The sequence below is a fragment of the Christiangramia echinicola DSM 19838 genome (assembly GCF_000423065.1).
GTDB classification, from domain to species: domain Bacteria; phylum Bacteroidota; class Bacteroidia; order Flavobacteriales; family Flavobacteriaceae; genus Christiangramia; species Christiangramia echinicola.
The window spans coordinates 75880-92514 of record NZ_AUHG01000011.1 but is presented as its reverse complement, the minus strand read 5'-3'; the positions used below and the strand labels follow the sequence as shown (position 1 = coordinate 92514).

31 protein-coding genes are annotated in these 16635 nt (G+C 39.0%); all 31 read right to left on the bottom strand.

Annotated elements, in window-relative coordinates; all coding sequences use genetic code 11:
• Nucleotides 1–63: 63 nt before the first annotated feature.
• Entirely contained in the window at nucleotides 64–1056 is a 993-nt protein-coding gene (locus tag G530_RS0105435; protein ID WP_026933563.1) for a DNA-directed RNA polymerase subunit alpha, read from the bottom strand.
• 22 nt (nucleotides 1057–1078) lie between these two features.
• The gene (gene rpsD / locus G530_RS0105430) at nucleotides 1079–1684 is read right to left on the bottom strand and encodes a 30S ribosomal protein S4 (protein ID WP_026933562.1); all 606 of its coding nucleotides are present in this window, start codon (nucleotides 1682–1684) and stop codon (nucleotides 1079–1081) included.
• A gap of 83 nt (nucleotides 1685–1767) precedes the next feature.
• Entirely contained in the window at nucleotides 1768–2169 is a 402-nt protein-coding gene (rpsK, locus tag G530_RS0105425) for a 30S ribosomal protein S11 (RefSeq protein ID WP_026933561.1), read from the bottom strand.
• Between the two features lie 8 nt (nucleotides 2170–2177).
• A complete protein-coding gene (gene rpsM / locus G530_RS0105420) occupies nucleotides 2178–2552 on the bottom strand; it encodes a 30S ribosomal protein S13 (RefSeq protein WP_026933560.1) in 375 nt (124 codons plus the stop codon).
• A gap of 2 nt (nucleotides 2553–2554) precedes the next feature.
• Nucleotides 2555–2671: a type B 50S ribosomal protein L36 gene (gene ykgO, locus G530_RS17455; RefSeq protein WP_010519235.1), complete on the bottom strand. Its 117-nt coding sequence runs from the start codon at nucleotides 2669–2671 to the stop codon at nucleotides 2555–2557.
• Between the two features lie 116 nt (nucleotides 2672–2787).
• On the bottom strand, nucleotides 2788–3003 hold the full coding sequence (infA, locus tag G530_RS0105415) for a translation initiation factor IF-1 (protein WP_011710675.1): 216 nt from the start codon (nucleotides 3001–3003) through the stop codon (nucleotides 2788–2790).
• A gap of 2 nt (nucleotides 3004–3005) precedes the next feature.
• Nucleotides 3006–4343, bottom strand: a complete 1338-nt coding sequence (gene secY, locus G530_RS0105410) for a preprotein translocase subunit SecY (protein WP_026933559.1) — start codon at nucleotides 4341–4343, stop codon at nucleotides 3006–3008.
• 11 nt (nucleotides 4344–4354) lie between these two features.
• Nucleotides 4355–4807: a 50S ribosomal protein L15 gene (rplO, locus tag G530_RS0105405; protein ID WP_026933558.1), complete on the bottom strand. Its 453-nt coding sequence runs from the start codon at nucleotides 4805–4807 to the stop codon at nucleotides 4355–4357.
• A 9-nt stretch (nucleotides 4808–4816) separates the two neighbouring features.
• Nucleotides 4817–4999 carry a 50S ribosomal protein L30 gene (gene rpmD, locus G530_RS0105400; RefSeq protein WP_026933557.1) on the bottom strand — a complete coding sequence of 61 codons (183 nt, stop codon included), beginning with the start codon at nucleotides 4997–4999 and terminating at the stop codon, nucleotides 4817–4819.
• A gap of 13 nt (nucleotides 5000–5012) precedes the next feature.
• The gene (rpsE, locus tag G530_RS0105395) at nucleotides 5013–5537 is read right to left on the bottom strand and encodes a 30S ribosomal protein S5 (protein ID WP_011710679.1); all 525 of its coding nucleotides are present in this window, start codon (nucleotides 5535–5537) and stop codon (nucleotides 5013–5015) included.
• A gap of 5 nt (nucleotides 5538–5542) precedes the next feature.
• Nucleotides 5543–5899: a 50S ribosomal protein L18 gene (gene rplR / locus G530_RS0105390; RefSeq protein WP_026933556.1), complete on the bottom strand. Its 357-nt coding sequence runs from the start codon at nucleotides 5897–5899 to the stop codon at nucleotides 5543–5545.
• 12 nt (nucleotides 5900–5911) lie between these two features.
• A complete protein-coding gene (rplF, locus tag G530_RS0105385) occupies nucleotides 5912–6454 on the bottom strand; it encodes a 50S ribosomal protein L6 (RefSeq protein ID WP_026933555.1) in 543 nt (180 codons plus the stop codon).
• Nucleotides 6455–6473: 19 nt separating this feature from the next.
• A complete protein-coding gene (gene rpsH / locus G530_RS0105380) occupies nucleotides 6474–6872 on the bottom strand; it encodes a 30S ribosomal protein S8 (RefSeq protein WP_026933554.1) in 399 nt (132 codons plus the stop codon).
• 59 nt (nucleotides 6873–6931) lie between these two features.
• Entirely contained in the window at nucleotides 6932–7201 is a 270-nt protein-coding gene (gene rpsN, locus G530_RS0105375; RefSeq protein ID WP_026933553.1) for a 30S ribosomal protein S14, read from the bottom strand.
• A 2-nt stretch (nucleotides 7202–7203) separates the two neighbouring features.
• Complete coding sequence (gene rplE / locus G530_RS0105370) at nucleotides 7204–7755, bottom strand: 50S ribosomal protein L5 (RefSeq protein ID WP_026933552.1); 552 nt, start codon at nucleotides 7753–7755, stop codon at nucleotides 7204–7206.
• A gap of 2 nt (nucleotides 7756–7757) precedes the next feature.
• On the bottom strand, nucleotides 7758–8069 hold the full coding sequence (gene rplX, locus G530_RS0105365; RefSeq protein WP_026933551.1) for a 50S ribosomal protein L24: 312 nt from the start codon (nucleotides 8067–8069) through the stop codon (nucleotides 7758–7760).
• 12 nt (nucleotides 8070–8081) lie between these two features.
• Complete coding sequence (rplN, locus tag G530_RS0105360) at nucleotides 8082–8450, bottom strand: 50S ribosomal protein L14 (protein ID WP_026933550.1); 369 nt, start codon at nucleotides 8448–8450, stop codon at nucleotides 8082–8084.
• A 2-nt stretch (nucleotides 8451–8452) separates the two neighbouring features.
• Nucleotides 8453–8710: a 30S ribosomal protein S17 gene (gene rpsQ, locus G530_RS0105355; RefSeq protein ID WP_011710687.1), complete on the bottom strand. Its 258-nt coding sequence runs from the start codon at nucleotides 8708–8710 to the stop codon at nucleotides 8453–8455.
• Nucleotides 8711–8728: 18 nt separating this feature from the next.
• Nucleotides 8729–8920 carry a 50S ribosomal protein L29 gene (rpmC, locus tag G530_RS0105350; RefSeq protein ID WP_026933549.1) on the bottom strand — a complete coding sequence of 64 codons (192 nt, stop codon included), beginning with the start codon at nucleotides 8918–8920 and terminating at the stop codon, nucleotides 8729–8731.
• Nucleotides 8921–8930: 10 nt separating this feature from the next.
• A complete protein-coding gene (rplP, locus tag G530_RS0105345) occupies nucleotides 8931–9350 on the bottom strand; it encodes a 50S ribosomal protein L16 (protein ID WP_011710689.1) in 420 nt (139 codons plus the stop codon).
• A gap of 20 nt (nucleotides 9351–9370) precedes the next feature.
• Entirely contained in the window at nucleotides 9371–10090 is a 720-nt protein-coding gene (gene rpsC / locus G530_RS0105340) for a 30S ribosomal protein S3 (RefSeq protein ID WP_026933548.1), read from the bottom strand.
• Nucleotides 10091–10098: 8 nt separating this feature from the next.
• Entirely contained in the window at nucleotides 10099–10506 is a 408-nt protein-coding gene (rplV, locus tag G530_RS0105335) for a 50S ribosomal protein L22 (protein ID WP_011710691.1), read from the bottom strand.
• A gap of 8 nt (nucleotides 10507–10514) precedes the next feature.
• Nucleotides 10515–10793, bottom strand: a complete 279-nt coding sequence (rpsS, locus tag G530_RS0105330; protein ID WP_026933547.1) for a 30S ribosomal protein S19 — start codon at nucleotides 10791–10793, stop codon at nucleotides 10515–10517.
• Between the two features lie 3 nt (nucleotides 10794–10796).
• Nucleotides 10797–11633, bottom strand: coding sequence for a 50S ribosomal protein L2 (gene rplB, locus G530_RS0105325; RefSeq protein WP_026933546.1), 837 nt, complete (start codon nucleotides 11631–11633; stop codon nucleotides 10797–10799).
• A gap of 9 nt (nucleotides 11634–11642) precedes the next feature.
• Complete coding sequence (rplW, locus tag G530_RS0105320) at nucleotides 11643–11933, bottom strand: 50S ribosomal protein L23 (RefSeq protein ID WP_011710694.1); 291 nt, start codon at nucleotides 11931–11933, stop codon at nucleotides 11643–11645.
• A 9-nt stretch (nucleotides 11934–11942) separates the two neighbouring features.
• The gene (gene rplD, locus G530_RS0105315) at nucleotides 11943–12569 is read right to left on the bottom strand and encodes a 50S ribosomal protein L4 (RefSeq protein ID WP_026933545.1); all 627 of its coding nucleotides are present in this window, start codon (nucleotides 12567–12569) and stop codon (nucleotides 11943–11945) included.
• A complete protein-coding gene (gene rplC / locus G530_RS0105310) occupies nucleotides 12569–13180 on the bottom strand; it encodes a 50S ribosomal protein L3 (protein ID WP_026933544.1) in 612 nt (203 codons plus the stop codon). The genes rplD and rplC overlap by 1 nt, the downstream gene beginning before the upstream one ends.
• A 146-nt stretch (nucleotides 13181–13326) precedes the next feature.
• A complete protein-coding gene (gene rpsJ, locus G530_RS0105305; protein WP_026915146.1) occupies nucleotides 13327–13632 on the bottom strand; it encodes a 30S ribosomal protein S10 in 306 nt (101 codons plus the stop codon).
• A gap of 10 nt (nucleotides 13633–13642) precedes the next feature.
• The gene (gene fusA, locus G530_RS0105300; RefSeq protein WP_026933543.1) at nucleotides 13643–15754 is read right to left on the bottom strand and encodes an elongation factor G; all 2112 of its coding nucleotides are present in this window, start codon (nucleotides 15752–15754) and stop codon (nucleotides 13643–13645) included.
• A 6-nt stretch (nucleotides 15755–15760) separates the two neighbouring features.
• Nucleotides 15761–16237, bottom strand: a complete 477-nt coding sequence (gene rpsG, locus G530_RS0105295; protein WP_026933542.1) for a 30S ribosomal protein S7 — start codon at nucleotides 16235–16237, stop codon at nucleotides 15761–15763.
• Between the two features lie 23 nt (nucleotides 16238–16260).
• Nucleotides 16261–16635 (bottom strand): 30S ribosomal protein S12, encoded by a 375-nt coding sequence (gene rpsL / locus G530_RS0105290; protein ID WP_010230128.1) that lies wholly within the window; start codon nucleotides 16633–16635, stop codon nucleotides 16261–16263.

The following is a 16635-nucleotide window of genomic DNA, read 5'->3' as shown; positions in this document are numbered from 1 at the left end:
CATTTTGAGGAGCAAATTATGACTATTGTTATATTTTAAATACCAGTAGAATTTAAATTCTGACTAGTCTTTATCTAATTTATATTTAGAAAGGTCCATTCCAAAGTTTAAACCTTTGTTGCTTACAAGCTCTTCAAGTTCAGTAAGTGATTTTTTACCGAAGTTTCTGAATTTCATCAAGTCATTCTTGTTGTAAGATACAAGGTCACCTAAAGTATCAACCTCTGCTGCTTTAAGACAGTTTAGAGCTCTTACCGAAAGATCAAGATCTACCAACTTGGTCTTAAGAAGTTGTCTCATGTGAAGAGATTCTTCATCATAAGTTTCAGTTTGAGCGATTTCATCAGCTTCTAAAGTAATTCTCTCATCAGAGAATAACATGAAGTGGTGAATAAGCGTCTTAGCTGCTTCAGTTAATGCATCCTTTGGATGAATAGAACCGTCGCTGATTATTTCGAATACCAGTTTTTCATAGTCAGTCTTCTGCTCCACACGATAGTTCTCGATGCTATACTTTACATTCTTAATAGGAGTGTAAATAGAATCGGTGAAAATCGTACCTAGAGGAGCATTGGCCTTCTTGTTTTCTTCAGCCGGAACGTAACCTCTACCTTTTTCGATAGTAACTTCCATGTTCAGGCTTACTTTCTTATCCATATGACAGATTACCTGGTCTGGATTAAGAACTTGAAATCCTGAGATGAATTTCTGGAAGTGACCGGCAGTTAACTGATCTTCTCCGGAAACCGAAATCGTAACCGATTCGTTATCGATCTCATCGATTTGCCTTTTGAATCTGATTTGCTTCAGGTTAAGGATTATCTCGGTTACATCTTCTACTACTCCTGCGATGGTAGAAAATTCGTGATCTACACCTTCGATTCTTACTGAAGTGATCGCGAAACCTTCCAAAGAAGATAAAAGCACTCGTCTTAAAGCGTTACCAACAGTTAATCCATATCCAGGTTCCAAAGGGCGAAATTCAAATTTCCCTTCGAAATCGGTTGAATCAATCATTATAACTTTATCGGGCTTCTGAAAATTTAGTATTGCCATATTTCGACTTCTGTGTGAATTATTATTTCGAATATAATTCGACTATAAATTGTTCATTAATGTTTTCAGGAATTTGAACTCTTCCAGGAACAGATACGAAAGTACCTTCTTTCTTTTCTGAATTCCATGAAATCCATTCGTAAACACTGCTGTTATTTGATAATGACTCCTGAACCACAGCAAGTGATTTGGATTTTTCTCTAACTCCAACAACATCCCCAGCTTTCAAGTGGTAAGAAGGAATATTTACAAGTTCTCCGTTTACTGTGATGTGACGGTGACCAACTAATTGACGGGCAGCTCTTCTTGAAGGAGCAACACCCATACGGTACACTACGTTATCTAAACGAGACTCACAAAGTTGAAGAAGCACCTCACCAGTAATTCCCTGGGCACGGGTTGCTTTTTCGAACATGTTGCGGAATTGACGCTCAAGGATACCATAAGTATACTTGGCTTTTTGCTTCTCCATTAACTGGATAGCGTATTCTGATTTTTTTCCACGACGACGGTTATTACCGTGTTGTCCTGGAGGATAATTTCTTTTTTCGAAAGATTTGTCGTCTCCAAAAATAGCTTCTCCGAATTTACGGGCTATTTTAGTTTTTGGACCAGTATATCTTGCCATTACTATAGTTGTTTTAGAAAGGGATTATGAATTAAGGCATAAGTCCTTCGATAATCTAATTCCTCTCCTATTAATTAAAATTATTAAACTCTACGTCTCTTTGGTGGACGACAACCGTTATGTGGAAGTGGTGTTACATCGATAATCTCAGTTACCTCTATACCATTGTTATGGATAGATCTAATTGCAGATTCTCTACCATTTCCTGGACCTTTTACGTATACTTTTACTTTACGCAAGCCAGCTTCGTGAGCTACTTTAGAAGCATCTTCAGCAGCTAGCTGTGCAGCGTAAGGAGTATTCTTCTTAGATCCTCTAAAGCCCATCTTCCCTGCAGAAGACCATGCTACAACATCACCCTTTTTATTAGTAAGGGAAATAATGATATTGTTGAAGGAAGCAGTTACGTGTGCTTCACCGTTGGACTCAACGATTACTTTACGTTTCTTCTGAGTTTTAGCTTTTGGATTTGCTTTCTTTGCCATACTACTTACTATTTAGTTGCTTTTTTCTTATTAGCAACTGTTTTTCTTCTTCCTTTTCTGGTTCTGGAGTTGTTTTTGGTTCTCTGACCTCTTAAAGGTAATCCGGCTCTGTGACGGATACCTCTGTAACATCCAATGTCCATAAGACGTTTGATGCTCATCTGAACTTCTGTACGCAACTCACCTTCGATTGTAAACTGACCAACGGCTTCACGGATCTTTCCGATCTCCTCATCGTCCCATTCTGAAACTTTCTTGCTTTCGTCTACTTTAGCCTGTGCAAGTATCTCTTGAGCCCTGCTTCTGCCAATTCCGAAGATATAGGTCAATGCTATAACTCCTCGCTTTTGTTTAGGTATATCTACCCCTGCAATTCTTGCCATAATTAGCCTTGTCTTTGTTTAAATCTAGGATTCTTTTTGTTAATTACGTAAAGGCGCCCTTTTCTGCGTACAATTTTGCAGTCGGCACTTCTCTTTTTTATTGATGCTCTAACTTTCATCTTATTCCTTTTTTATTCACCGGCAGAGATTTAACTCTTAAGGTGAAATTTTAGCCGTCGTAAATTTTTCAGAGTGCAAAAGTATGAAAAATTTATAAAAGGCTGAAAATTACTTTTTAGTATCTGTAAGTTATTCGAGCCTTAGTTAAATCGTAAGGACTCATTTCCAGTTTTACCTTATCCCCTGGAAGCAATTTAATGTAATGCATACGCATCTTCCCGGAGATATGGGCAGTCACGACGTGACCATTCTCTAATTCTACCCTGAACATTGCATTAGACAATGCTTCAATGATAGTTCCATCCTGTTCAATCGCTGCTTGCTTTGCCATAATTAAGCTACTGCTTTTCTGTTTTTACCTGTTTTCATTAATCCGTCATAGTGTCTATTCAGCAAGTAAGAATTTACCTGTTGCATAGTATCTATTGCAACTCCAACCATAATTAAAAGCGAGGTACCTCCGAAGAATAACGCCCAACTCTGCTGTACACCCAGCAAAGAAAATACTATCGCAGGGAACACTGCAATAAGTGCCAGGAAGATTGATCCTGGAAGGGTTATCTGGGACATAATACGATCCAGATATTCAGCAGTTTCTGTTCCCGGACGAATACCAGGAATAAAACCACCACTTCTCTTAAGATCGTCTGCCATTTTATTTGTTGGAACTGTGATCGCCGTATAGAAATACGTAAATATTATAATTAATAATGCGAACACAAGATTATACCAGAATCCGAATATATTCTGAAATGCTGCCGTTACTCCCTGTGCAGTATCTGAATCTGAAAGACCAGCAACCGCGACAGGTATGAACATAATTGCCTGAGCAAATATGATAGGCATAACTCCTGAAGCATTCAGTTTTAACGGAATATATTGTCTTGATCCGAAAACATTCTTTTCATATCCACCTGAAGCAGATCTTCTGGCATATTGCACTGGTATTTGACGAACCGCCATAACCAGCATAACTGAAGCCATGATAATAGCAAACCAGATAACTAATTCTATCAGAATCATTACCAGACCACCATTCGATTCAAATACTCTTGAAGCGAATTCCTGAATAAAGGCTTGTGGCAGGGTGGCAATAATACCAACCATAATCAATAATGAAATACCGTTACCAATACCTTTATCTGTGATCTTCTCACCAAGCCACATCGCGAATATAGTACCTGTAGTAAGGATGATTACCGATGAGATCACGAATGTAAGGTTATCCCCCAACATAAATGCTTCTCCCGGTAACGTAGCAAACAGGTTATAGATATAACCAGGCCCCTGTACCAGGGTAATTGCGATCGTTAACCAACGTGTGATCTGATTAATCTTCTTACGCCCGCTTTCTCCTTCTTTTTGAAGTTTCTGAAGATAAGGAATTGCAATCCCCATCAATTGAACCACAATAGAAGCAGAAATGTAAGGCATAATACCCAATGCAAATACAGAGGCGTTAGAAAACGCACCTCCGGTAAAGGCATTAAGCAGGCCTAATAAACCACTATCTGTTTGGTTCGCCAGATTTGATAACTGGGCGGCATCAATTCCGGGAAGCACAACCTGTGCACCGAATCGATATACCAAAAGCAAACCGAGGGTAACTAAAATTCTATTTTTTAGCTCCTCGATTTTCCAAATATTTTTAATCGTATTGATGAATTTCATTTGATTATCTATTATAAAGTAACAACTTCACCTCCGGCAGCTTCGATAGCTTCTTTCGCTGAGGCCGTAAATTTATGAACAGATATTTTCAACTTTGCCTTTAATTCACCTCTACCTAATATCTTAACAAGCTCGTTTCTTCCGGCTAAACCGTTTTCAACCAACACGTCCATATCAACTGTATCCTTAATTCTTCCTTCATCAACAAGAGACTGAAGAGTATCCAGGTTAATACCCTGGTATACTTTACGGTTTCTGTTTGTGAATCCAAACTTAGGCACACGTCTTTGAAGTGGCATCTGCCCTCCTTCAAAACCGATCTTTTTCGAATAACCAGAACGTGACTTGGCACCTTTGTGACCTCTGGTAGCGGTTCCACCTTTACCAGATCCTTCACCACGACCAATACGCTTGCTATTCTTTCTAACTGAACCTTCTGCAGGTTTTAAGTTACTTAAATCCATGAGAGATTATTATTTTGTTTCTTCGACAGAAACTAAGTGTTTAACTTTATTTACCATACCAAGGATGTTTGGCGTATCGTCATGCTCAACCGTCTGCCCGATTTTCTTAAGTCCTAATGACTCAAGAACAAGCTTTTGATTCTTTGTGCGGTTGATTGCACTTTTTACTTTTGTGACTTTTATCTTTCCCATCTTATTCCTTGATTTATCCTTTAAAAACCTTTTCCAATGAAACACCTCTCTGTTTTGCAACAGTCTCGGCACTTCTTAATTGAAGTAAGGCATCAAAAGTAGCTTTTACAACGTTGTGAGGGTTTGAAGATCCCTGGTTCTTAGAAAGTACATCATGTACTCCTACAGATTCCAATACCGCACGAATCGCACCACCAGCAATAATACCGGTACCGGCAGCAGCAGGAAGCAACATTACTCTTGCTCCACCATACTTACCTTTTTGTTCGTGAGGTAAAGTTCCTTTATGTAAAGGAATGCGTACCAGATTTTTCTTAGCGTCTTCTACCGCCTTAGAGATAGCGTCTGCAACTTCCTTAGATTTTCCAAGTCCTTGCCCAACTACACCATTTTCATCTCCTACTACAACAATAGCAGAAAATCCAAAGGCTCTACCACCTTTTGTAACCTTAGTAACACGTTGTACTCCAACCAAACGATCTTTCAATTCAAGACCTCCTGGTTTTACATGTTCTACGTTTTTATAATCTTGATACATATTTTCTAGAATTTTAGTCCGCCTTCGCGAGCACCCTCTGCTAATGATTTAACTCTACCGTGATATAAATACCCACCTCTATCGAAAGAGATAGTATCTATTCCGGCTTTCTTCGCTTTCTCTGCAATGGCTTTCCCAACCATTTGAGCCTGCTCTTTTCTATCTGCAGATGCAGAAGCGATATCCTTATCTCTCGAAGAAGCTGACGCTAAAGTTTTACCTTCTACATCATCGATGATCTGAGCATAAATTTCTCTATTGCTTCTAAAAACAGATAATCTAGGACGGCTTGTTGTTCCAACGATTTCCTTACGGATACGTTTTCTAATTTTATTTCTTCTATCTAATTTTGATAATGCCATAACTAAACTTTATTAAGCTGATTTACCTGCTTTTCTTCTCAATTGCTCTCCTACAAACTTAATACCTTTTCCTTTGTATGGTTCTGGTGCTCTGAATGAACGGATCTTCGCTGCAACTTGTCCAACAAGTTGTTTGTCATGAGAAGTAAGCTTCACGATAGGATTCTTACCTTTTTCTGATATTGTCTCCACTTTAACTTCTGGAGCCAAATCTAGTACAATATTGTGGGAAAATCCAACTGCAAGATCTAACTTGTTCCCCTGGTTGGTCGCACGGTAACCTACACCTACTAATTCTAGTGATTTAGTATAACCGTTCGAAACTCCCTCTATCATATTGTTAACTAACGCACGATATAAACCATGTTTAGCTTTCTGATCACTTTTCTCTGAAGAACGCTCAAAAGTAATAACATTATCTTCGATCTTAACATCGATGTCTTTTACTTCCTGTTTAAGTTCTCCCAATTTTCCTTTTACCGTTACCATACCATCCTTGTGATCTACTGTCACACCTTCTGGGATCGTAATTGGGTTTTTACCTATTCTTGACATTTCTTTAGTCTTTTAAGTATTAGTAAACGTAGCATAATACTTCACCACCAACTTTATCTGCTTTCGCTTGCTTACCTGTCATTACTCCGTGAGAAGTAGAAACAATAGCAATTCCAAGTCCATTAAGGATTCTTGGGATCTCAGTTGATCCGGCGTATTTACGTAAACCAGGTTTACTTATTCTTTGAATTTTCTTAATTACTGGCTCCTTAGTAAGTTTATCATACTTTAGAGCGATCTTGATAGTTCCCTGAGCGGTAGTATCTTCGAACTTATAACTAAGAATATATCCCTGATCGAATAATATCTTGGTGATCTCTTTTTTAACATTGGAAGCAGGAATTTCCACTACTCTGTGGTTTGCAGCATTTGCATTCCTGATTCTTGTTAAGTAATCTGCAATAGGATCTGTATTCATCTATCTTTATTTGCGGATGTGGTTTTCATTATTTAGAACCTTCATCCAATTTATAATTTTTACCAGCTTGCTTTCTTAACACCTGGGATAAGACCTTGATTAGCCATTTCTCTGAACATAACACGAGAAAGACCAAATTGTCTCATGTACCCTTTAGGTCTACCTGTTAATTTACATCTGTTATGTAAACGAACTGGAGAAGAGTTCTTTGGTAATTTCTGTAGGCCTTCCCAATCACCAGCTTCTTTAAGAGCGGCTCTTTTCTCAGCGTACTTCTTTACCAATTTCTGTCTTTTTACCTCACGGGCTTTCATTGATTCTTTAGCCATAATTAGTTCTTTTTAAAAGGTAATCCTAGTTCAGTTAACAATGCTTTTGCTTCTTTATCGGTTTCAGCAGTAGTAACGAAAGTGATATCCATACCAGCGATTCTGTTCACCGCATCAATATCGATCTCAGGGAAAATGATCTGCTCAGTGATCCCTAAGTTATAATTACCTCTACCATCAAATCCATTAGATTTGATTCCGTTAAAATCACGTACACGTGGCAACGCACTTGTGATTAATCTGTCTAAGAATTCGTACATTCTGTACCCACGTAAAGTAACTTTAGCACCAATTGGCATTCCTTTACGAAGTTTGAACGATGCAACATCCTTTTTCGAAATAGTAGAAACGGCCTTTTGACCACTAATAGCTGAAAGTTCGTCAATAGCATGATCGATAAGTTTCTTATCTGCCACTGCTCCACCAACTCCACGGCTAATTACTATTTTCGTAAGTTTTGGCACCTCCATAACATTGGAGTAGCTGAATTCTTCCTTAAGAGCACTTTTCACTCTCTCGTTATATTCCTGTCTAAGTCTTGGTACGTATGCCATAACTATATTACTTCATTAGATTTCTTGGAAAATCTCACTTTCTTTCCATCTTCTTCTCTGTAACCAACTCTCGTTGTTTCACCGTTCTTATCGATTAGTGAAAGATTAGAAATATGGATAGGAGCTTCTTTCTCCTTAATTCCACCTTGTGGATTAGAAGCACTAGGCTTCTCATGCTTAGAGATCATATTAACCCCTTCCACAATGGCTTTATTCTTTTCTATAAGTACCTTCTGCACTTTACCTTCCTGACCTTTATGGTCTCCAGCAATTACACGAACGGTATCTCCTGATTTTATTTTAAGCTTTGTCATTTTCTTAATGTATTAAAGCACCTCTGGTGCCAATGATACAATTTTCATGAATTGCTTATCACGAAGTTCACGAGCTACAGGACCAAATACACGGGTTCCGCGCATTTCTCCCTGAGGACCTAATAATACACATGCGTTATCATCAAAACGGATATAAGATCCATCTGGTCTGCGAACTTCTTTCCTGGTACGAACAACAACTGCTGTTGAAACTGCACCCTTCTTGATATTTCCGTTAGGTGTAGCTTCTTTTACACTGACAACTATCTTGTCTCCAACAGATGCGTATCTTTTCTTTGTACCTCCTAATACACGGATAGCTAAAACTTCTTTAGCTCCGGTATTATCTGCTACTTTTAGTCTGGACTCTTGTTGTACCATGGTTATTTAGCTCTTTCAATTATTTCTACTAGTCTCCAAGTCTTGGATTTACTTAAAGGTCTTGTTTCCATGATCTTTACAGTATCACCTTCGTTGCAGTCGTTATTTTCGTCGTGTGCTACGTATTTTTTCGTTTTTAAAACGAATTTACCATACATAGGATGTTTTACTTTTTTCACTTCAGAAACCACTATGGATTTCTGCATTTTGTTACTTGTAACAACTCCTACACGCTCTTTTCTTAAGTTTCTTTTTTCCATCTTTCAGCAGAATAACAATTATTGTTGTTCTCTTTTAGTTAACTCTGTAGCTAATCTCGCCACATCTCTTCTTACAGTTCTTAACTGTATCGGATTTTCCAAAGGCGAAACAGCGTGAGCCATTTTTAAATCTGAATAAGCTTTTTGAGACTTACCAAGCTCTTCTTGCAATTCTGCAACAGACAATTCTTTTACTTCTGATTGTTTCATAATTCCAATATTATTCTTGATAATCTCTAGCTACAACAAATTTAGTTCTCACAGGAAGTTTCTGAGCTGCAAGGCGTAATGCCTCTTTAGCCACATCCATTGGTACACCACCAATTTCAAACATGATTCTTCCTGGCTTCACTACAGCTGCCCAATATTCAACGGCACCTTTACCTTTACCCATACGTACTTCAAGAGGTTTCTTAGTGATAGGCTTATCCGGGAAAATTTTGATCCAGATAGATCCTTCTCTTTTCATATAACGGGTAGCGGCGATACGCGCGGCTTCTATTTGACGTGCAGTAACAAAACTGGAATCCATAGATTTGATTCCAAAGGTACCGTTAGAAAGTCTATGTCCTCTTTGAGACAAGCCCTTCATACGGCCTTTTTGTTGCTTACGGTATTTTGTTCTTTTAGGTTGTAACATTTTTTCTTTCCTTTAAAAAATTACTTTCTACGACGTGATTTATTTCCACCTCGTCCGGCACCGGATTTCTTTCCTTGGCTTTTTGCAAGACCAACAAGAGGCGAAAGCTCTCTTTTTCCGTATACCTCACCTTTCATGATCCATACTTTAACACCCAATCTACCATAAGTAGTGTGTGCTTCAACTAAAGCATAGTCAATATCAGCCCTAAAAGTAGACAATGGAATTCTACCATCTTTGTATGATTCTGAACGTGCCATCTCAGCACCGTTTAAACGTCCGGAAATCTCAATTTTGATTCCTTCAGCGTTCATTCTCATTGCAGCCGCGATAGCCATTTTAATTGCACGACGGTAAGAGATACGATTCTCAATTTGTCTGGCAACACTTGCACCCACTAAATGAGCATCAAGTTCTGGCCTCTTAATCTCAAAGATGTTGATTTGAACTTCCTTGTCGGTAATCTTTTTTAGCTCTTCCTTAAGCTTGTCTACCTCTTGACCACCTTTACCGATAATGATACCAGGTCTGGCAGTAGTGATAGTAACGGTTACAAGCTTAAGCGTGCGCTCGATGATTACACGCGATACACTCGCTTTTGAAAGACGAGCATGGATATACTTTCTAATCTTATCGTCTTCGGCTAACTTGTCACCGTAGTCATTACCTCCGTACCAGTTGGATTCCCAACCTCTGATGATACCAAGGCGATTCCCGATTGGATTTGTTTTTTGTCCCATACTATCTCTTAGCTTTGTGTATTATTGTTTGCTCCAAGCACTAATGTAACGTGATTGGATCTCTTTCTAATTCGGTGTGCACGACCCTGTGGAGCTGGACGAAGTCTTTTTAACATACTTCCTCCGTCAACACGAATCTCTTTCACAAATAATTCAGCCTCTTCAAGATTTGCATCTTCGTTCTTAGCTTGCCAGTTGGCGATAGCCGAAACTAAAAGTTTCTCTAAACGGTTTGATGCTTCTTTCTTGCTGAATTTTAGAATATGAAGCGCTTTTTCTACTTTTTCACCTCTTACTAAATCCGCCATAAGACGCATTTTTCTAGGTGAAGTAGGGCAGTTATTTAACTTTGCAAAAGCTACCTGTTTCTTGGCTTCTTTTATCTGCTCTGCTCTTTCTCTTTTACGAACTCCCATAGCTTCAATTATTTTCTACCTTTATTTTTCGCACCCGCATGTCCTCTGAAAGAACGTGTTGGTGAAAATTCTCCTAGTTTATGACCTACCATGTTCTCAGTTACATAAACAGGAACAAATTGTTTCCCGTTGTGTACTGCGATAGTTTGTCCTACAAAATCTGGAGTTATCATAGAAGCTCTAGACCAGGTTTTGATCACGGCTTTCTTTCCTGACTCAACATTCTGAGCCACTTTTTCTTCCAGTTTGTAATGAACGAAAGGTCCTTTTTTTAATGAACGTGCCATATCTTATTTCTTTCTAGTCTTTCTACGTTCTACAATATATTTATTACTCGCTTTTGTTCTTGAGCGGGTCTTGAATCCTTTAGCAGGAAGACCTTTTCTAGACCGTGGGTGACCACCTGAAGCTCTACCTTCACCACCACCCATTGGGTGATCGACAGGGTTCATCGCTACTGGTCTTGTTCTTGGCCTGATACCTAACCATCTGCTTCTACCGGCTTTACCACCGATCAATAACTGATGATCACTGTTTGAAACAGCTCCTATAGTTGCCATACATAAAGCAAGAACTCTTCTTATCTCACCTGAAGGCAATTTAATAGTAGCATACTTTCCTTCTCTTGCCAATAACTGAGCAAAAGCTCCAGCACTACGTGCCATAACAGCACCTTGACCTGGTCTTAGCTCGATACAAGAAATTACAGTACCAAGAGGAATGTTTGCCAGCGGCATTGCATTCCCAATTTCAGGAGCCGCAGCTTCATTAGCTGAAACTACATTCTGACCTACCTGAAGCCCGTTTTGAGCAATAATATACCTTTTCTCTCCGTCTTGATAATTCAATAAAGCGATAAAGGCCGTTCTGTTTGGATCGTATTCTATACTAGCAACAGTGGCAGGGATCCCCTGCTTGTCACGTTTAAAATCGATAACTCGGTAACGTTTTTTATGACCACCACCTTTGTAACGGATAGTCATCTTACCTTGACTGTTTCTACCACCTGATTTTTTTATCGGCGCCAATAGGCTTTTCTCCGGCTTATCAGTAGTAATGGCGTCATACCCATTAACTACTCTAAAACGCTGACCAGGTGTAATTGGTTTTAATTTTCTAACTGACATTCTTTAATCTTAAAGATTACTATATAAATCAATAGTCTCACCTTCCGCCACCTGTACTACTGCTTTTTTATAAGCCTTAGTTTTACCAGTGATCATACCAGATTTTGTGAATTTGGTATTACGATCCGGACGGACATTCATAGTTCGAACTTTAGTAACAGACACGCCATAAGCAGATTCGATCGAATCTTTGATCTGAATCTTATTTGCCTTGTTACTTACCACAAAAGTGAAACGATTGTTCATCTCACTATCTGCAGTAGCTTTTTCTGTAATAACAGGTTTAATTAAGATGCTCATAACGATATATTAACTTAAATTCGACTCAATTCCTTCTAAAGAACCTTCTAAAAATACAATATTCTTAGCATTAAGAATTTTATAAGTGCTTAATTCTGAGCTACTTATCACTTCAGAGGTCTTTAAATTGCGCGACGACAAATATACATTTTTATTTGAGTCACCCAACACTATTAGAGATTTTTTACTTTCAATACCCAGAGCCTTAAGAACTTCCATGAAGTTTTTAGTCTTTGGAGTGTCGAATGAAAAATCCTCTACTACCATAATTGCCTTATCATTTGCTTTAATAGAAAGCGCAGATTTTCTGGCAAGACGCTTAAGGTTTTTGTTTAATTTAAAACCATAATTTCTTGGTCTTGGTCCAAAAACACGTCCACCACCTTTAAAGATAGGAGACTTGATACTACCTGCTCTTGCAGTACCAGTACCTTTTTGTTTCTTGATCTTACGAGTAGAACCCGCAATCTCTGCTCTTTCTTTAGCTTTATGAGTTCCCTGACGCTGGTTAGCCAAGTATTGTTTAACATCTAGATAAACAGCATGGTCATTAGGCTCTATAGCGAAAACAGAATCAGAAAGCTTTGCTTTTCTGCCTGTCTCTTTTCCTTTAATATCTAAAACTGCTATTTCCATTACTTACTAATGATTACGTATGAGTTTTTAGATCCTGGCACACATCCTTTTACTACTAAAAGGTTCTTGTCTGCAACTACCTTTAAAACTCTCAGGTTTTCAACTTTAACTCTCTCGCCACCCATTCTACCGGCCATCTTCATTCCTTTGAAAACTCTCGCAGGATAAGACGCTGCTCCAATAGAACCAGGAGCTCTTAATCTGTTGTGCTGACCGTGTGTGGCCTGTCCAACTCCTCCAAATCCGTGTCTCTTAACAACACCCTGGAAACCTTTACCTTTAGATGTACCTGCGATATCCACAAATTCACCTTCTTTGAAATGTTCCACGGTAACAGAGTCACCTAATTTGTAATCTTCATTATAACCCTGGAATTCAACGACTTTACGTTTTGCAACGGTTCCTGCTTTTTTAGCGTGCCCTTCAGCAGCTTTATTAACAGTCTTTTTGTCATCGAAACCAAGTTGAAGTGCTTCATACCCGTCAACCTCTTTGGTTCTGACTTGGGTAACCACGCATGGTCCAGCTTGAATCACGGTACATGGGATGTTTTTCCCATTCTCGTCGAAAATGCTGGTCATGCCGATCTTTTTTCCTATTAACCCAGACATATTTAATTAATTATTAATTGTTTACTTATTTAAAAAACTAAGGGCTGAAAAACACATTCAGCCCTGAATTGTATTTTTCACCGTTTTTCCTTTGCGAAACGCGCCGGACATGTTAACCGCGTACCGAAGTACGCGGAACTGTTTTATCACACTTTGATCTCTACTTCTACACCACTTGGCAATTCAAGCTTCATCAACGCATCTATCGTTTTTGAAGAAGAGCTATAGATATCAAGTAATCTCTTGTAAGAGCTTAATTGAAACTGCTCTCTGGATTTCTTGTTCACGTGAGGTGAACGAAGAACAGTAAAGATTTTTTTGTTTGTTGGTAACGGAATTGGCCCGGTAACAACAGCCCCCGTAGTCTTTACGGTTTTTACGATTTTCTCAGCAGACTTGTCTACCAGGTTATGATCGTAAGATTTTAGTTTTATTCTGATTTTTTGACTCATTTCCTTAAGATTATTCGTTTGCTGCTCCTTTAGCTGCTTTGATCACTTCTTCAGAAATATTAGAAGGAGTTTCAGCATAGTGAGAGAATTCCATAGTTGAAGTTGCTCTACCTGATGAAAGTGTTCTTAATGTAGTTACATAACCGAACATTTCAGAAAGTGGCACTTCAGCTTTGATTACTTTCGCTCCAGATCTGTCTGACATGTTGTTTACCTGACCTCTTCTTCTGTTAAGGTCACCAACAATATCACCCATATTCTCTTCCGGAGTAACAACTTCTACCTTCATGATTGGCTCCAGGATTACAGCACCTGCAGACTTAGCAGCAGCTTTATAACCCATTTTTGCAGCCAGTTCGAAAGAAAGTTGATCTGAATCCACCGGGTGGAAAGATCCATCCTTAAGTTCAACCTTAAGAGTATCCATTGTAAACCCAGCTAACGGACCGTTCTTCATTGCTTCTTTGAAACCTTTCTCTACAGAAGGAACAAATTCTTTTGGAATACGCCCACCTTTAATAGAGTCGATAAACTGAAGACCTTCACCTTCAAAATCTTCATCTACTGGTCCCATTGTGAAAACAATATCAGCAAACTTACCACGTCCACCAGACTGCTTCTTGTAAACTTCTCTCTGTTCAGCTTCTCTACGAACAGCTTCTTTATACTCTACCTGAGGCTCACCAACGTTAACTTCTACTTTAAACTCACGCTTCATACGATCAATAATGATCTCAAGGTGAAGCTCACCCATACCAGAGATAATTGTTTGACCTGAATTCTCATCAGTCTTAACAGTAAACGTAGGATCTTCTTCAGCTAATTTACCAAGAGCCATTCCCATTTTCTCAACATCAGCCTTAGTTTTAGGCTCAACTGCAATACCGATAACCGGCGCAGGGAAAGACATAGATTCAAGGATAATAGGATGGTTTAAATCTGTAAGAGTATCACCAGTCTTAATATCTTTAAATCCTACTGCAGCTCCAATATCTCCAGCCTCGATACTATCTATAGGCTCTTGTTTATTAGAGTGCATCTGGTAAATTCTTGAAATACGTTCTTTCTTACCTGAACGAACGTTCAATACATAAGAACCAGCATCAAGAGTACCTGAATAAGCACGGAAGAAAGCCAGACGACCTACGAAAGGATCGGTAGCAATTTTAAATGCAAGCGCAGAAAATGGAGAATCCACATTTGGCTTACGTTTTTCTTCTTCGCCCGTATCAGGGTTTGTACCTTCAATTGCTTCAACATCTACTGGAGAAGGAAGGTAACGCATTACAGCGTCAAGCATAGCCTGAACACCTTTATTCTTAAATGCAGAACCACACATCATAGGTATGATACTCATATCTATAGTAGCAGCTCTTAAAGCAGCGATGATCTCATCTTCAGTAATAGAACTCTCGTCCTCGAAGAATTTCTCCATCAATGCTTCATCATATTCAGCAACTGCCTCTACTAATTCTGCACGGTATTTATTTACATCTTCTAAAAGCTCTTCAGGAATATCGATAGTCTCATAGGTCATCCCATGATCTTCGTCATTCCATATGATTGCTTTCTTAGAAATAAGATCTACCACCCCTTTAAAGTCAACTTCATCACCGATTGGAACCTGAAGCGGCACCGGGTTACCACCAAGCATTTCTCTTACCTGACGACATACGTTGAAGAAATCTGCTCCCTGACGGTCCATTTTGTTAACGAAACCTAGACGTGGAACTCTATATTTATCAGCTTGTCTCCATACAGTTTCAGACTGAGGCTCTACCCCGTCTACTGCAGAAAACAATGCAACAACACCATCAAGTACACGCAATGAACGCTCTACCTCTACAGTAAAGTCAACGTGACCTGGAGTGTCAATAATATTAACTGTAAATTCTTGATCACGATACATCCACTTACAATGTGTAGCTGCAGAGGTAATAGTAATACCACGCTCCTGCTCTTGCTCCATCCAGTCCATAGTGGCAGCACCATCATGAACCTCACCGATTTTGTGACTTATACCTGTATAATAAAGGATACGCTCTGTTGTTGTAGTTTTACCTGCATCAATGTGAGCCGCAATTCCGATATTTCTAGTAAATTTTAAATCTCTTTGTGCCATGTTGTTTTAGAATCTAAAGTGAGAGAATGCTTTGTTAGCTTCAGCCATCTTATGAGTATCTGTTCTTTTCTTAACAGCAGCTCCTTCTTCTTTTGCAGCCGCAAGAATTTCAGCAGATAGCTTTCCAGCCATAGACTTCTCATTTCTCTTACGCGCAAAACTAATTAACCACTTCATTGCAGTAGATACTTTACGATCTGGTCTTATCTGCATCGGGATTTGGAATGTTGCACCCCCAACACGTCTACTTCTCACTTCAACGTGAGGCATAACATTAGAAAGAGCATCTTTCCAGATCTCTAATCCAGTTTTCTCTTCGTCTTGTTTCTTTTCTTCTACAATAGCGATTGCATCATAGAAAATTTTAAAGGCAACCGATTTCTTACCATCCCACATCATCATGTTCACAAAACGTGTCACAAGCTGATCATTAAATTTTGGATCCGGTAAAAGAGGTCGTTTTTTCGCCTGTCTTTTTCTCATTTCTTTACATTAAAAGTTTTTAATTACTTCTTAGGGCGTTTTGCTCCGTATTTAGATCTACGCTGAGTTCTACCTTCAACACCGGCAGTATCTAACGCACCACGAACAATGTGGTATCTAACACCAGGCAAATCTTTTACCCTTCCACCTCTAACCAATACTATCGAGTGCTCTTGTAGATTGTGTCCCTCTCCAGGAATGTAGGCGTTAACCTCTTTCCCGTTAGTCAACCTCACCCTTGCTACTTTTCTCATAGCAGAGTTTGGTTTCTTAGGAGTTGTTGTGTACACACGTGTACAAACACCTCTCCTCTGAGGGCACGAATCCAAAGCAGCCGATTTACTCTTCTTGGTTATTTTGGCTCTTCCTTTTCGTACTAATTGTGAAATTGTTGGCAT

Bases quoted from the DNA above. Each gene is read 5' to 3' on its own strand.
- rpsH (WP_026933554.1), bottom strand. From the start codon at position 6,872: ATGAATACAGATCCTATTGCAGATTACTTAACAAGAATCAGGAATGCA.
- rpmD (WP_026933557.1), bottom strand. From the start codon at position 4,999: ATGGGAAAGATAAAAGTCACAAAAGTAAAAAGTGCAATCAACCGCACA.
- rpsG (WP_026933542.1), bottom strand. From the start codon at position 16,237: ATGAGAAAAAGACAGGCGAAAAAACGACCTCTTTTACCGGATCCAAAA.
- fusA (WP_026933543.1), bottom strand. From the start codon at position 15,754: ATGGCACAAAGAGATTTAAAATTTACTAGAAATATCGGAATTGCGGCT.
- rplX (WP_026933551.1), bottom strand. From the start codon at position 8,069: ATGACAAAGCTTAAAATAAAATCAGGAGATACCGTTCGTGTAATTGCT.
- rplF (WP_026933555.1), bottom strand. From the start codon at position 6,454: ATGTCAAGAATAGGTAAAAACCCAATTACGATCCCAGAAGGTGTGACA.
- rplO (WP_026933558.1), bottom strand. From the start codon at position 4,807: ATGGATTTAAGTAACTTAAAACCTGCAGAAGGTTCAGTTAGAAAGAAT.
- rpsN (WP_026933553.1), bottom strand. From the start codon at position 7,201: ATGGCTAAAGAATCAATGAAAGCCCGTGAGGTAAAAAGACAGAAATTG.
- rplB (WP_026933546.1), bottom strand. From the start codon at position 11,633: ATGTCAGTTAGAAAATTAAAACCAATTACACCTGGTCAGCGTTTTAGA.
- rplP (WP_011710689.1), bottom strand. From the start codon at position 9,350: ATGTTACAACCTAAAAGAACAAAATACCGTAAGCAACAAAAAGGCCGT.
- rplR (WP_026933556.1), bottom strand. From the start codon at position 5,899: ATGGCATTATCAAAATTAGATAGAAGAAATAAAATTAGAAAACGTATC.
- rplW (WP_011710694.1), bottom strand. From the start codon at position 11,933: ATGAGCATCTTAATTAAACCTGTTATTACAGAAAAAGCTACTGCAGAT.
- rpsD (WP_026933562.1), bottom strand. From the start codon at position 1,684: ATGGCAAGATATACTGGTCCAAAAACTAAAATAGCCCGTAAATTCGGA.
- rplC (WP_026933544.1), bottom strand. From the start codon at position 13,180: ATGTCTGGGTTAATAGGAAAAAAGATCGGCATGACCAGCATTTTCGAC.
- rplE (WP_026933552.1), bottom strand. From the start codon at position 7,755: ATGGCATACGTACCAAGACTTAGACAGGAATATAACGAGAGAGTGAAA.
- ykgO (WP_010519235.1), bottom strand. From the start codon at position 2,671: ATGAAAGTTAGAGCATCAATAAAAAAGAGAAGTGCCGACTGCAAAATT.
- rpsQ (WP_011710687.1), bottom strand. From the start codon at position 8,710: ATGGAAAAAAGAAACTTAAGAAAAGAGCGTGTAGGAGTTGTTACAAGT.
- secY (WP_026933559.1), bottom strand. From the start codon at position 4,343: ATGAAATTCATCAATACGATTAAAAATATTTGGAAAATCGAGGAGCTA.
- rpsL (WP_010230128.1), bottom strand. From the start codon at position 16,635: ATGCCAACAATTTCACAATTAGTACGAAAAGGAAGAGCCAAAATAACC.
- rpsE (WP_011710679.1), bottom strand. From the start codon at position 5,537: ATGTATCAAGATTATAAAAACGTAGAACATGTAAAACCAGGAGGTCTT.
- rpmC (WP_026933549.1), bottom strand. From the start codon at position 8,920: ATGAAACAATCAGAAGTAAAAGAATTGTCTGTTGCAGAATTGCAAGAA.
- rpsC (WP_026933548.1), bottom strand. From the start codon at position 10,090: ATGGGACAAAAAACAAATCCAATCGGGAATCGCCTTGGTATCATCAGA.
- rpsM (WP_026933560.1), bottom strand. From the start codon at position 2,552: ATGGCAAGAATTGCAGGGGTAGATATACCTAAACAAAAGCGAGGAGTT.
- rplV (WP_011710691.1), bottom strand. From the start codon at position 10,506: ATGGGAGTTCGTAAAAGAGAAAGAGCAGAGCAGATAAAAGAAGCCAAG.
- rpsS (WP_026933547.1), bottom strand. From the start codon at position 10,793: ATGGCACGTTCATTAAAAAAAGGACCTTTCGTTCATTACAAACTGGAA.
- G530_RS0105435 (WP_026933563.1), bottom strand. From the start codon at position 1,056: ATGGCAATACTAAATTTTCAGAAGCCCGATAAAGTTATAATGATTGAT.
- infA (WP_011710675.1), bottom strand. From the start codon at position 3,003: ATGGCAAAGCAAGCAGCGATTGAACAGGATGGAACTATCATTGAAGCA.
- rpsJ (WP_026915146.1), bottom strand. From the start codon at position 13,632: ATGAGTCAAAAAATCAGAATAAAACTAAAATCTTACGATCATAACCTG.
- rplN (WP_026933550.1), bottom strand. From the start codon at position 8,450: ATGGTACAACAAGAGTCCAGACTAAAAGTAGCAGATAATACCGGAGCT.
- rplD (WP_026933545.1), bottom strand. From the start codon at position 12,569: ATGGAAATAGCAGTTTTAGATATTAAAGGAAAAGAGACAGGCAGAAAA.
- rpsK (WP_026933561.1), bottom strand. From the start codon at position 2,169: ATGGCAAAGAAAGCAAATCCAAAAGCTAAAACTCAGAAGAAACGTAAA.